The sequence below is a fragment of the Streptomyces sp. NPDC006365 genome, from assembly GCF_042870755.1.
In the GTDB taxonomy this organism is placed as follows: Bacteria; Actinomycetota; Actinomycetes; order Streptomycetales; family Streptomycetaceae; genus Streptomyces; species Streptomyces xiangluensis.
The window spans coordinates 752,546-764,841 of the sequence record NZ_JBIAHS010000002.1; the positions used below are offsets into that span (position 1 = coordinate 752,546).

The following is a 12,296-nucleotide window of genomic DNA, read 5'->3' on the forward strand; positions in this document are numbered from 1 at the left end:
GTGACGGCGCTTGTTCGGCGTCTCTAGTGTGATCGGCATGCAGCTCCGGTACGCCTTCAGGTTGTACCCGGACACCGGCCAGCAGAGGGCGCTGGCGAAGGCGTTCGGGTGAGCCCGCGTCGTGTTCAACGACGCGGTGCGTGCCCGCGAGGACGCCCGCAAGGCCCAGCAGCCGTTCCCGAAGATCGGCGAGCTGTCCACCCGCCTGATCACCCAGGCAAAGCAGACCACCTCACGCTCCTGGCTGGGCGAGGTCTCCGCGGTGGTCCTGCAGCAGTCCCTGCGCGACGCCGAGACCGCATACCGCAACTTCTTCGCCTCCCTCAAGGGCACCCGCAAGGGCCCCAGGATCGGCCCGCCCCGCTTCAAGTCCCGCAAGGACGCCCGGCAGTCGATCCGGTTCACCGCGAACGCCCGCTGGAAGATCACCGACAGCGGCCGGCTGTACCTGCCGAAGATCGGGGCGGTGAAGGTGAAGTGGTCCCGTGCCTTGCCCGCCACCCCCACCTCGGTCACCGTCATCCAGGACAGTGCGGGCAGATTCTTCGCGTCCTTCGTCATCGACACCGACCCCGCCGCCGACGCGACCCGGATGCCCGAAACCGGCCGCACCATTGGCATCGACCTCGGCCTGACCCACTTCGCGGTCCTGTCCGACGGCACGAAGATCGACTCCCCGCGTTTCCTGCGCCGCGCGGAGAAGAAACTGAAGAAAGCCCAGCGGGAGCTGTCCCGCAAGCAGAAGGGATCCAGGAACCGGGCCAAGGCCCGCCTGAAGGTCGCCCGCGCCCACGCCCAGGTCGCCGACGCCCGCCGCGAGTTCCACCACCAGCTCTCCACGAAGCTGATCTGCGAGAACCAAGCGATCGCCGTGGAGGACCTGTCGGTGGCGGGACTGGCCCGCACGAGGCTGGCCAAGTCCGTGCACGACGCCGGATGGTCCTCGTTCATCAGCATGCTGGCCTACAAAGCAGAACGGTATGGTCGCACTCTGGTGAAGATCGGCCGGTTCGAGCCGACGAGTCAGGTCTGCTCGGCCTGCGACACCGTGGACGGACCCAAGCCCCTCGATGTGCGGGAGTGGACCTGTATCGCCTGCGGCACCGTCCACGACCGGGACATCAACGCCGCACTCAATGTGAAGACGGCCGCCGGACTGGCGGCATCGGCCTGCGGAGCGCCGGTAAGACCAGAACCTGTTCTGGCACAGCGCGAAGAAACAGGAAGCCACGGATTCCCGACCGAACCCCGTGCCGCGTAGCGGCACGGCAACGGAACGGAAGGCCAGAATCCTCGGGCTTCAGCCCGAGGTGCAAGTCAATACCCGTACCGGCATGCCGCCGTGGGGCGACCGCCTGGTACCTGCTGGCGGCGACGCGCACCAACCCCTTGCGGGCCTGAACACGGAGCCGCCCGCGACGGCTCGGCGGTCCTTGACTCACGAGGGCCGCCCCTCCTCCTCCGCCTCCCGTACGTGCTTCAGGCGCATCCTCGCGTCCACCTTCTCCGCGCCCGTGACCTCGGCCCAGAAGCGGTGGCAGGTCACGAAGACGGCCAGCTCCCGCTCCCGCTCGCGGAGCTTCTCCACCTCGGCCTGTTCGTCGGCGGTCCAGCCGGGTGAGGCGGGCAGTTCCACCTTGCGCCAGCCGTGGTTGTCGCTGATGCCCTCCATGGGCTCGACCGACCAGGGGAGTCGCTTCAGCAGGGCCAGCAGCTCGGCCCGGACCTGATGCAGTTCCTCCTGACCGGCCAGGAGGTCACTCGGAAAGTCATAGGTCTCAGCCACACGCCAATGCTACGCCTGTTCGAATTTGGGATGCGAGTTCCTTGGGGGACTTCACACGGACGGGTGTGACTCCCGGCCGCTCCGTGCTGCCGAAGACCGAGCGACGGCGCCCCGTGCGCCGTGGCATCGTGGGATCCATGGCCATTGAGGTTCGCCCGGCTTCGGTCTTCGAAGATGTCCGTGCCCTGGTCGGGCCCAAGTCGCCCACGGCCAACGTCTGTTGGTGTCTGAGCTACCGGATCCCGTCCAGGCTCAACAACGAGCTTCGCGGACCGGCCCGCGGTGAGTACGTCGCCGGGTTGTGCCGAGCCGATCCGCCTCCGGGAGTTCTCGCGTACGACGGTGACGAGCCGGTCGGCTGGGCCGCCGTGGCACCGCGCTCGGTCACGTCCTTCGCGCGCAACCGCAAGATCCCGCACGTCGACGACCTGCCGGTCTGGTCGCTGTGGTGCATCCGCGTACGCCCGGGTCACCGGAAGCAGGGGGTCTCGCACGCCCTCATCGCCGGCGCCGTCGAGTTCGCCCGCGCCCACGGTGCGCCGGCGATCGAGGCGTACCCGCTCGACAGCGGTGACGCCAAGGTCGACCTGACCATGGCGTACGCCGGGATCCGGAAGAACTTCGAACGCGCCGGGTTCGTCCACGCCGCCGACACCACCTCTGTGCTGGCCGGTCATCCCCGGGTCCTGATGCGGCTCGACCTGCGCTGACGAGTGCGTAACCCCTTTGTGACGCACGTCACGTGGGGGTCCCGGAAAATTCTTCGGGGTGGCTGTCGATCCCGCCGTCGCCCGCTCGACGCACAGGTGAGAGGCGGGGAGAAGCCCCGTCCTTGTCACCGCGACAACCGCGACGACCGAGGAGTCACCATGCCGCGCTTTCTGACGCTGGTCCGTATCGAGGAGAACGACGTACCCGTCGAGGGAATGGGCCCGGAGTTCGGGGAGCGTATGGAGGCGCTGCTCGAGGAGATCACCAAGGCCGGGGTCATGCTGGACACGGCCGGGCTCCACCCGACCTCCGAGGGCACCCGGATCACCTGGTCCGGCGGCAAGTTCAACCAGGTCGACGGGCCGTTCACCGAGACCAAGGAAGTGATCGGCGGCTACTCCGTCACCCAGTGCAAGGACAAGGCCGAGGCCATGGAGTGGGCCAAGCGCTTCCTCGAGATCCACCCGGCGGAGTTCACGCTCACGGTCGAGGTACGCGAGATCGCCGAGGGCTGACGACCTGGTCGGGAGCGGCGGTACGTCCCTGGAGGCGTACCGCCGCTCCCACTTCCAAAAGGTGCGGCTGATCCGGCCCCCATAATTCCCGCCCACGCGCGAAACTGGACCTATGTGCCGAAGCATCAAGACTCTCCGCCCGCCCGTACTCCCCGAAGAGGCCACCGAGGAGGACGTCAGGGCCGCCGCCCTTCAGTACGTCCGCAAGGTGTCCGGGTTCCGGGCTCCGGCTGCTCACAACCGTGAGGTGTTCGACCGGGCGGTCGACGCGATCGCGGAGGCGACGGCCGAGCTGCTGGACGGGCTCGAGGTGCGGGGGCAGACGGCCGCGCGACGGGCCGGCTGACCCCGTACGCAGCCCGTAGGTGCCGGCCGTTTGATGCCTCGAATCCGTAGCCCTCAGACGCTCGTGCCCGTCTCCGCCACCGGCCGCCGTATCAGGTACGCCGCCCCCGCTCCCGCACCGAACAGCGCGAGCAGCGAAACGCCTGTGGCGAGCCACGTCGTCCCCAGCAGGTGGCCGCCTAAGTAGCCGAGGGCGACGCTGTACGCGGCCCACGCCAGGGCCGCGAGGATCGACCAGGGCAGGAACTCGCGGACGCGGCGGTGGGCTGCGCCCGCGCCGAACGAGACGAGTGAGCGCCCAGCGGGCGCGAAGCGGGCGATGACGACAAGGGCGCCGCCGCCGCGTGCGAGGGCCGCGCCGAGACGTTCCTGCGCGCCGGTCAGGCGGCGGGAGCGGGCGAGGGCCCGGTCAAGGCGCTCGCCGCCGCGCCGGGCCAGCCGGTAGGCGATCAGGTCGCCGAGGACCGAGGCGGTGGCCGCGGAGAGGGTCAGCGGCAGGAGGTCCGGTACGTTCCCGGTCGCCGCGCCGGAGCCGGCCGCGGCCGCCGTCGCCGCCGCGATGACGAGGACTCCGCTCGGCAACACCGGCACGAACACGTCGAACAGCACGGACAGGGCCACCACGGCGTAGATCCATGGGCTGCCGGTCAGCAGCCCCACACTCTCAAGCACCCGAACTCCCCTGTGTCTCCCCCGTAGGCGCGAACCGTGCCGAGAACCGCGATGTCGCGGGGGAGCGGCAGGTGCGGCCTGTGACAGCCATACAGCGTACGCCGGGGGCCGGGCAGGAGATCCACAGGGGGCACGTGTGATCGCTACACCACGTTCACCCGGCCGCCACGGTGCCGTTCGGATGGGTGGCCCGCACGGCCTCCCGTATGCGCGGCCGGATACGACGACGGCGCCCACCCCCGGAGCGACAGAGGTGGGCGCCGTTTCGTACGGGGCGTCAGGCCGCGACAGGTTCCGAGCTGCGCTGGTTCGCCGTGGACGATGAGGCGCGCCGCGAGAAGAGCCGGTCGAGGCCGAGTGCGCCCGAGCCGGTGAAGACCAGCAGGAACATCGACCAGCAGAACATGGCCGCGCCTTCACCCTGGTTCTCGATCGGCCAGAGCGCCTGCGGCTGGTGGACCTTGAAGTACGCGTAGGCCATGGCGCCCGAGGCGATGAACGCCGCGAACCGGGTGCCGAGGCCGAGCAGGACCAGGCTGCCGCCGACGAGCTCGATGACGGCCGCGTATCCGTTCGGCCAGGTGGTCGGCTCGATGGTGCCGCCCTTGCCGTCGGCGCCGCCGAACTCGCCGAAGAGCGACATGACGCCGTGGCAGGTGAAGAGCAGACCGATGACGATGCGGAACAGGCCGATGGCGTACGGCTGGGCGCTGTTTAAGCGTCCGGTCATGGTGGGGGAACTCCTTCGGTCTGGTGCGGTCCGAGGGGACCGCCGGTGGGGACGTAAACCGAGCGAGTGATCGATTTTAGGTTAGCCTAATCGATTGTTGCAAGTTCAACATATGGCCGGATTTTCGGAGTCTCTTCCGGCGTTTTTGCAGGTGAAGCCGTGTGCAGCACTGCCCGCGCCACCGAGTCCGTGTCCGAGAGTGTGACTGAGTCCACCCCCGGCCTGACCCCCGCTGCGGTCACCCAGTGCACGCCCTCCGTGGGCACGCCCAGCGCGAACCGCCGGGGGTGTGCGCGTCCTCGGCGGTCGATCAGACGGTATGGGCGCGGTGTTACGTCCAGCCCCCCGGTTTCGTAACCGTCCACCGTGTGCGGTCGGCACTGGCCGGTCTTCAGCAGCCGGGCGAGCAGGTCGTCGGCGGTCCGCCGCAGTTCCGGTTCCGGCAGCCGTGCCTCGACGAGGGTGGTGACCCGGACCGTCGAGTCAGGCACGTCGGGGGAGTGCGCGACCCACGCCCCGTCCTCGGCCCGCACCTCCAGGCGTGGGCCGAGGACCTCCAGGACGCCCGCCTCGATCAGCGCGATCATCTCCTCGATACGGCGCCGGGGCGGCCCGATCGACAGGAACGCGTTGAGCGGCGTGTACCAGCGGTCCAGGTGCTCCCGCCGCGAGGTGCCCGCAAGGCCGCCGTGGTCGACGATCAGGCGCACCTCGTTGCGCAGGTCGCGCAGTACGTCGAGGGCTGCCTTGAGAGGGCCGTCGACATTGCCGAGCGCCGCCTGTTCGGCGTCCTCGCGCAGATACCCGAGCAGCCAACTCCGGAAGTTCGCCGGGCTGTTGAAGACCTGCCCCGCAGACGGGCGCGAAATGCGGTCCCAGGACCAGCGATCGGTCTTGGCGATGCCGAACTTGTCGAGGAGCAGGGCCTCTTGGGGGTCGCGGTGGGCAATGGCGAGAAAACGCTCACGGAAGCCCCGTACCGTCGCTGCATCGCCCGCTACTGTCGCGCTGCCCCGCCCCAACAGCGCCTCGTAGTAGACCGTTTCGACCTCTTTCGCGACCAACGGCCATATCTCCGCAAGGAAGTCGGGCGCGTCGCCGGAGTCCGCACGCTTACGGAAGGCGGAGATGACGTCCGGGGTGAGGACGAGCGGGAGGTGACGGCCGTACGGGCCCTTCGCGTTGTCGCCGCGGGCCTGGTACGGGATGCCGCGCCGGGAACCCGCGTACAGGCGCGGCTCACGGCCCGACGCCGCATAACGCAGGCCACCTTGCGCCGTGTGGAGGAAACGGCCGCCGCGGGCCGTCGTCAACAGGGCCATATGGTCGAAGAAGTTGAGGCCCAGGCCGCGCAGCAGGACGGGTTCGCCGGGGGCGAGCGGGGACAGGTCGAGGTCGGCCGGGTTGGCGGGTGGCACATGGCGCAGGCCGTGACGGTCGGCGTAGTCGGCGAGGTGTTGCTGTGTCCGGTCCGCGACCGTCGGCAGGTGGCCCTGGACGAGGACCACGGTGGTGAGGTCGCGCAGGGTGCGGCCGTTGTCGAGTACGAGTCGCTGGTGGCCGTCGGGCGCGTCGTCGAGCCGTATGGCACGGGCACGGTGCGTCTCGACGCGGACCGAGGCCGGTGCCCCGCGCACGACTTCGGCGAAGACCCATTCCAGATACTGCCCGTACTGGGCGCGGGTCGGGTACTCGTCCGGGTCCAGCTCGCCGCCGGCCCAGTCGTGCAGGCTCGGGCCAGGGCGGATCGGACCCGAGCAGTCCACGCTGTCGTCAGTGAAGAGGGTCACCTGGGAGGACACGGTGTTCATCAGCAGCTCGGCCGGCTGGTCGGTCCGCCAGACGCGCCCCGGGCCGGGCGGCGAGGGGTCGACGACGTGGACCGTCAGGCGGACCCCGGGCGCGAGGAGCTCGGGCGCGGAGGCGCAGAGGCGTTCCAGCACGCTGGTGCCGCGCGGTCCTGCGCCGACCAGGGCGACGGAGACCTCGTCGGACCCGGCGCTCGCCGAGGATTCCGCGGTCGCTGCAGACAAAGGTGTGACTCCCGGGCATCTGGGGCGCTGAGCGGCAAACCGTCCGATGGAAGCGGACGGTCCGCATCATCATGCCGTCGTACGCCACGGGATCCGAGCACTTGAGCGGATCACCGGCGCCCGGTGTGGGATGCCTCACGAGCATCAAGGGCAACGGGCGCGATAGGGGGGCAACGTACGCGATACACGTATGCACTTGGCGGATTGGGCGTGTTCGCGCACGCGGAGTGTGCGGGGAGTTGTGTGAGGTTACGGGGCTGCGGGTGCGTCGCGGGGACTGCGGACCGAGGCTATGGGGTGAGCTCGGTTTCGACGACCGTCCGCAGTCGGGCGCCGCCGCCCTTCTCCGCCCGTGCCTGGTCGAGTCGCAGTCGTGCCGAGCGGCCGCGCAGGGTCAGCGTCATCAGCTGGTTGCCGAACCAGGGGCCGCCCGTTCTGCGCCAGTCGATCGGCGGGCGCGGGACGCCGCCGTGTCCGGCGAAACGGCGGCCGAGGGCTCGGCCCACTCTGCTCCAGCCGAAGTGGAAGCCGAGTTTGATGGACATCGGGATGGAGTTGTGGACGGGGGAGCAGGTCAGTTGCAGCACCCGCGCGTCGGGCGCCGAGGCGCCCTGCGGCCACGAGGGTTCGGCGATGTACGCGTGGTGCACATCCCCGGACAGCACGCACACCGTCGCCGGGGCCTCGGGCCCCGACCCGACCTCGGCGATGAGCGAGGCCAGTGCGTCGAACGAGGCCGGAAACGCCGACCAGTGCTCCAGATCGGCCCGCCGCCGCAGATCCTCCCCGAACCGCGCCCACCGGGGCCCGCGTTCCCCACGGCACAACGCGGCGTTCCACGCCTCGGCGTCGTGCACGAGATGGGGGAGCAACCAGGGCAGAGACGTACCGATGAGGAGGTGGTCGTAGGGGGTGCGGGCGGTGGCGGCGTGGCCTTCGGCCGACCGCGCCGGGGCGCCGCCCATCTCGTCGCTCGTGCCGCCGTCGGCCGGCCGGGCCGAGGCCTTCGCCATGCTGTCCGGGCCACCTTGGGCCGCCGAGGCAGGTGACGGCGCGCCGGGTGCCGTACGCACCTCGTCGCTCGTGCCGGATGCGGCGACGACGGCGTCGGGCCTATTGCCTGCGGCGCCCGCGGCCCCAGCCCTCCGCCCTTCCAACACCTGCTCCCGCAGCCACGCATGCTCATTGGGCGCGAGCATGGCGCGGTCGTTCTCGTCGAGGACGCGGGCCGCGCGCGTATCGATCATCAGCAGGCGTACCCGGCCGAAGTCGCGGCGGTAGCTCCAGCGGACAGAGGTGGGGTTCGCGTCGGCCTCGGCGGCGAAGGTGCGGAGCACGTCCGTGCCGTCCGGGGTGGCGCGTACGGCTGCGTACAGGGGGTCGGCGGCGAGGCGTTCGGGCGGGAGATTGCCGAGGTGCTGGTGGACCCAGTACGACATCAGGCCGCTCAACAGGCGCTCACGCCACCAGGGCGTGGCCCGCATGTCGGCGAGCCAGGCGGCGCTGGTGTTCCAGTCGTCGATGACGTCGTGGTCGTCGAAGATCATGCAACTGGGCACCGTGGACAACAGCCAGCGGACCTCGGGGTCGAGCCACGATTCGTAGTAGAGGCGGGTGTACTCCTCGTAGTCCGCGACCTCGTTGCCCGGTGGATCCGAGAGATCGCGGCGGGCCTCCAGCCAGCGGCGGGTGGCCTTGGAGGTCTCGTCCGCGTACACCTGGTCGCCCAACAGCACCAGTACGTCGGGCCGTTCGGCCCCCGGATCCGAGGCGAGGCGTGCGGCCAGCGTGTCCAGCGCGTCCGGGCCCACCGGGTCCTTCTCGTCGGCGGGCGGAGCGGCCCAGCGACACGAGCCGAAGGCCACCCGCACCGGTGCGTGGTCGTAGGCCGGGGCGTGGATGAGCGAGGGCGGAAAGGGCGAGCCGGGCAGCGGCCACACGGTCGTACCGTCGAGCCGCACTTCGTACGCGGTCGACGTGCCCGGTGTCAGCCCGGTCACCGGGATCAGGGCGTAGTGATGGCCCGCGACCTGGAAGGTGCGGGTCTCGCCGCCGGTGCCGTCAGCGCAGCGCACCTCGGCGCTGCACGGACGGCTCGCCTCGACCCAGACGGTCGCGGACGAACCGTCGACGTACCTCAGCAGTGGTCCCAGCCGCAGCCTCGCCACGTGATCACCCTCCTCCGTCGCCCCGTACGGTACGGAACGACGGAGGTCAGTGGCGAGGTTCCGGTGGAGGTTCTCGGACTGCGGACGGCTCAGCAGCCGTTGAGCACGGAGGTCAGCTTGCTCTTCTCCGCGGAGTCGACGGAGAGGTCGTAGTAGTACTTCACCTGGACCCAGGCGCGTACGTACGTGCAGGCGTACGAGCTGACCGACGGCATCCACTCCGCCGGGTCCTTGTCGCCCTTCGCCTGGTTCACGTTGTCCGTGACCGCGATGAGCTGCGGGCGGGTCAGGTCGTTGGCGAAGGACTGACGTCGCGAGGTGGTCCAGCTGTCGGCGCCGGAGTCCCAGGCCTCGGCGAGCGGGACGAGGTGGTCGATGTCGACGTCGGAGGCCGCGCGCCAGGTGGCGCCGTCGTAGACGGAGTACCAACTGCCGCTGGTCGCGGCGCAGCTGGAGTCCTGCTGGACGTTCGTGCCGTCGCGCTTCAGGACGACCTCACGGGTGTTGCAGGCGCCGGACTGGGTGATCCAGTGCGGGAAGAGGTCGCGGTTGTAGCCGGTGCGGTCCTCGTTCGCCACGGTGAGCTGGGACAGGTAGGAGCGGGCGGTGGAGGCGCTCACGGGGGTGGGCAGGGCGGCGGAGGCGGTCGGACCGTTGAACAGCCCGACCAGGGCTATCAATCCGCCGGCGGCGGCGAGTATGCTGAGCCGTCGACGCGCGTAGACCTTCGGCATGCGAACTCCCTTTGGGGGGATGGGAAGTTGACGGTGCGTGCGAATGCTTGCGGTGCCGCGTTTCGGGGAGATGTGCGCCGGGTGAGAAGTTAATGTCGTGGCCATGACATAACAAGGGGTACGGCGCCGGGGTCGGCGGAGCTTTGGGCTCGTGCGTGCCTTTGTTGGGCTTTTGGCCGGCCCTTTGTTACGCGAAGTTCCGCGAAATCGGGTCCTCTGAGTGGTGGCGGGATTGCCCATCGGTTTTGTACCGTGAGGGAACAAAGTGGCTCCCGCCCGCTTTCCCTGACCGGTGGGCGGGACCACCTTGTCCTGGGGACACCTTGTCCCGGGGCCCTCGGCCCCCTCTCCCACGCTTTGGAGCATGCCGATGACGGCCACGACCGTGCTGACCGCCCGCGCCCTGCTGCTGGACATGGACGGCACCCTCGTCAACTCCGATGCCGTCGTCGAACGCGTCTGGCATCGGTGGGCCGAGCGGAACGGGCTGGACGGGGGCGACGTCATGAAGGTCGTTCACGGCCGGCAGGGGCATGCGTCGATGGCTCTGCTGCTGCCCCATCGGCCCATGGAGAAGAACATCGCGGACAACGAGCGCATGCTGGCCGAGGAGACGGCTGACATGGAGGGCGTCGTCGCGATTCCGGGAGCCGCGGAACTTCTGGCCTCGCTACGGGAGTTGCCGCATGCGCTGGTGACGTCGGCGGACGTGCCGCTGTCGACCGCACGGATGGCTGCCGCCGGGCTCCCGCTGCCCGATGTGCGGGTCACCGCCGAGTCCGTCGGGGCGAGCAAGCCCGATCCTGAGGGGTTCTTGAAGGCGGCGGCCGAGTTGGGGGTCGCGCCTTCCGAGTGTGTGGTGTTCGAGGACTCGGGGGCGGGGATCGCGGCGGGGCGCGCCGCGGGGATGCGGGTTGTCGGGGTGGGGGCCCGGGCCGGGTTTCATCGGCCTGATGTGGTGGTGCAGGACCTTACGCAGGTGCGGGTGGAGGCTGCGGGCGCCAGGGGGATTCGAGTGCTCGTGGGCGTGTGAGGGCTCGGTCCGGTAGGGCGGTCCGGCGGCTGCGGGGTCGTTGTGGCTGGTCGCGCCCAGGCGGCGGAGCCGCACACTGGCACAGCCCCGAAGCCCGGCGGGACCTACGGTTCGTCCGTTTCCGACTCCAGACGTTCTCGTGTTGGCTCGCCGTATATGCCCAGTTCGTCGTCGACGCCTCGGGAGCCCTGGAAGCTTCGTACCGAGTTTTCCGTCTGGTCGTCGTACGTGCCTGTGGTGGGGCCTGCGTAGAGGAACAGTTGGCGTAGGCGGAGTTGAAGCTCCGTTACCTCGGCGCCGTTGTCGCCCGGGCGCAGGACCCCCGGGTTGTCGCGCTCGCTGCCTCCACCGGAGCCGGGCGGTGCCGAGTCGGAGGGGGGCTCGGTCGACGGTGGGCGTGTCGAGGGGGTCTCGCGGGGCGGGGTGGGCTCGGCCGTGGGCTCCTGCGGCGGGGACGTGCTCGGGGTGGCTGGTTCGGACCGCTCGGTCGGTGGGGCCGACGGGGGCTGCGCCGGCGGTGTCGTCTTCGACGGAGACGGGGACGAAGGCTGCGGCGAGGACGCCTCCGGGATGCTCGCGCGCATGTCGCCCGGGCCCGCGCTGTCCCGAGACGGCGTGTCGTACGAGAACAGTCCGCTTGCGAACCCGGCGGCGGTCATCACCACGGCGCCGACCACGGTACCGACGAAGGCGAGCCGACGCCGACGGCCGCGCCTGCGGGCGGGCTGCTCGGGCTCGGGCAGAGGCTGAGGGCCGGTTACGGGGTCCGGGCCGGGGGCCGGTGCTTCGAACCGGTGGAGGTCCGTCAGGTGGAGGCCTGCCGTCGGGGCGTCGTCGGGCGAAGGGGCCTGTGACGCCGGATACGGGACGGTCGGAGGAGGGGCCTGGCCCGCCGGAGAGGAGCCCGGCATCGACGGCGGCTCGGGCCGGTGCTGGACCGTGGGCGGTCCGGACCGGTGCTGCTCTGCGGGCGGACCGGACGGCCGCGGCGGCCCCGCGGGCGCGCCCGGCTCGACCGGCGCGTCGCCCGCCGTCGAGGGCATGTGCTCGACGAACGGGTCACCCGCCCCCGGCGACGTGGGCTCGGCCAGCGGGTCAGCTGCCCCCGAGCCCCCGGGCTCGCCAAGTGCGTCACCCGCCCCCGAGGACATCGGCTCGACCAGCGGGTCAGTGGCCTCCGAGGGCATCGGCTCGACCAGCGGGTCAGTGGCCTCCGAGGACCCGAGCCCGCTTAACAACCCCGGTGGCCCGTTGCCCGGGCCCTCCTCCATGTCGACCTCGAACTCATCCGCGTCCAGATCCACATAGGGCCGTATTCGCAACGGGTCGAAGTCCTCCGCCGCGGCAGCCTCCGCGGAGCGGGTCTCCAGGAGTTCGTCCGCCGCCCGCTGAGCGCATGCGCACGACGGTGCGCCTCCTGGCTCACGCGGTGTCCCGCATTCCGGGCAGACGTACACGCTCCGGCCACTCACGTATGGATCCCTCCCGTAACGTACTTCAGTGATTGTGCAGACCTCCTCCACACCATCTCCCAGTTACCACCGGAATCTCGAACTCCTCTGTGGATTC

Annotated in this window: 11 protein-coding genes and 1 pseudogene; 5 read left to right on the plus strand and 7 right to left on the minus strand. The window is 70.3% G+C overall.

The features are described 5' to 3' along the window. Positions 1-37 precede the first annotated feature (37 nt). Positions 38-1,261: pseudogene (locus tag ACFYO0_RS08440) on the plus strand (RNA-guided endonuclease InsQ/TnpB family protein). Between the two features lie 177 nt (positions 1,262-1,438). Here the strand turns inward: ACFYO0_RS08440 and ACFYO0_RS08445 are convergent. Beyond that, on the minus strand, positions 1,439-1,786 hold the full coding sequence (locus ACFYO0_RS08445; RefSeq protein ID WP_388672525.1) for a hypothetical protein: 348 nt from the start codon (positions 1,784-1,786) through the stop codon (positions 1,439-1,441). 137 nt (positions 1,787-1,923) lie between these two features. Here ACFYO0_RS08445 and ACFYO0_RS08450 point away from each other — a divergent pair, with 137 nt between their 5' ends. The 3 genes from ACFYO0_RS08450 to ACFYO0_RS08460 all read left to right on the plus strand — a co-directional run bounded on the left by ACFYO0_RS08450 (position 1,924) and on the right by ACFYO0_RS08460 (position 3,358). Then, positions 1,924-2,496: a GNAT family N-acetyltransferase gene (locus ACFYO0_RS08450; protein ID WP_388672527.1), complete on the plus strand. Its 573-nt coding sequence runs from the start codon at positions 1,924-1,926 to the stop codon at positions 2,494-2,496. 159 nt (positions 2,497-2,655) lie between these two features. Then, positions 2,656-3,012, plus strand: coding sequence for a YciI family protein (locus ACFYO0_RS08455; protein WP_388672529.1), 357 nt, complete (start codon positions 2,656-2,658; stop codon positions 3,010-3,012). A gap of 112 nt (positions 3,013-3,124) precedes the next feature. Next, positions 3,125-3,358: a DUF2277 domain-containing protein gene (locus tag ACFYO0_RS08460; RefSeq protein ID WP_388672531.1), complete on the plus strand. Its 234-nt coding sequence runs from the start codon at positions 3,125-3,127 to the stop codon at positions 3,356-3,358. A 53-nt stretch (positions 3,359-3,411) separates the two neighbouring features. Here the strand turns inward: ACFYO0_RS08460 and ACFYO0_RS08465 are convergent, their stop codons facing one another. The 5 genes from ACFYO0_RS08465 to ACFYO0_RS08485 all read right to left on the minus strand — a co-directional run bounded on the left by ACFYO0_RS08465 (position 3,412) and on the right by ACFYO0_RS08485 (position 9,694). Further along, a complete protein-coding gene (locus tag ACFYO0_RS08465) occupies positions 3,412-4,029 on the minus strand; it encodes a DedA family protein (RefSeq protein WP_388672533.1) in 618 nt (205 codons plus the stop codon). A gap of 277 nt (positions 4,030-4,306) precedes the next feature. Then, a complete protein-coding gene (locus ACFYO0_RS08470; RefSeq protein WP_388672535.1) occupies positions 4,307-4,759 on the minus strand; it encodes a DoxX family protein in 453 nt (150 codons plus the stop codon). An 86-nt stretch (positions 4,760-4,845) separates the two neighbouring features. Beyond that, positions 4,846-6,792 carry an FAD/NAD(P)-binding protein gene (locus ACFYO0_RS08475; protein WP_388672537.1) on the minus strand — a complete coding sequence of 649 codons (1,947 nt, stop codon included), beginning with the start codon at positions 6,790-6,792 and terminating at the stop codon, positions 4,846-4,848. 290 nt (positions 6,793-7,082) lie between these two features. Next, positions 7,083-8,960, minus strand: a complete 1,878-nt coding sequence (locus ACFYO0_RS08480) for an alkaline phosphatase D family protein (RefSeq protein ID WP_388672539.1) — start codon at positions 8,958-8,960, stop codon at positions 7,083-7,085. Positions 8,961-9,049: 89 nt separating this feature from the next. Beyond that, the gene (locus ACFYO0_RS08485) at positions 9,050-9,694 is read right to left on the minus strand and encodes an HNH endonuclease family protein (protein ID WP_388672541.1); all 645 of its coding nucleotides are present in this window, start codon (positions 9,692-9,694) and stop codon (positions 9,050-9,052) included. 364 nt (positions 9,695-10,058) lie between these two features. Here ACFYO0_RS08485 and ACFYO0_RS08490 point away from each other — a divergent pair, with 364 nt between their 5' ends. Then, the gene (locus tag ACFYO0_RS08490; RefSeq protein ID WP_388672543.1) at positions 10,059-10,727 is read left to right on the plus strand and encodes an HAD-IA family hydrolase; all 669 of its coding nucleotides are present in this window, start codon (positions 10,059-10,061) and stop codon (positions 10,725-10,727) included. 104 nt (positions 10,728-10,831) lie between these two features. Here ACFYO0_RS08490 and ACFYO0_RS08495 read toward each other — a convergent pair whose 3' ends face one another. Further along, the gene (locus ACFYO0_RS08495) at positions 10,832-12,199 is read right to left on the minus strand and encodes a peptidoglycan-binding protein (RefSeq protein ID WP_388672545.1); all 1,368 of its coding nucleotides are present in this window, start codon (positions 12,197-12,199) and stop codon (positions 10,832-10,834) included. Positions 12,200-12,296 lie beyond the last annotated feature (97 nt).

What these genes read in the sequence shown, in the direction of transcription:
- ACFYO0_RS08450 (WP_388672527.1), top strand. Translation starts at nt 1,924, where the DNA reads ATGGCCATTGAGGTTCGCCCGGCTTCGGTCTTCGAAGATGTCCGTGCC.
- ACFYO0_RS08455 (WP_388672529.1), top strand. Translation starts at nt 2,656, where the DNA reads ATGCCGCGCTTTCTGACGCTGGTCCGTATCGAGGAGAACGACGTACCC.
- ACFYO0_RS08460 (WP_388672531.1), top strand. Translation starts at nt 3,125, where the DNA reads ATGTGCCGAAGCATCAAGACTCTCCGCCCGCCCGTACTCCCCGAAGAG.
- ACFYO0_RS08470 (WP_388672535.1), bottom strand. Translation starts at nt 4,759, where the DNA reads ATGACCGGACGCTTAAACAGCGCCCAGCCGTACGCCATCGGCCTGTTC.
- ACFYO0_RS08485 (WP_388672541.1), bottom strand. Translation starts at nt 9,694, where the DNA reads ATGCCGAAGGTCTACGCGCGTCGACGGCTCAGCATACTCGCCGCCGCC.
- ACFYO0_RS08490 (WP_388672543.1), top strand. Translation starts at nt 10,059, where the DNA reads ATGCCGATGACGGCCACGACCGTGCTGACCGCCCGCGCCCTGCTGCTG.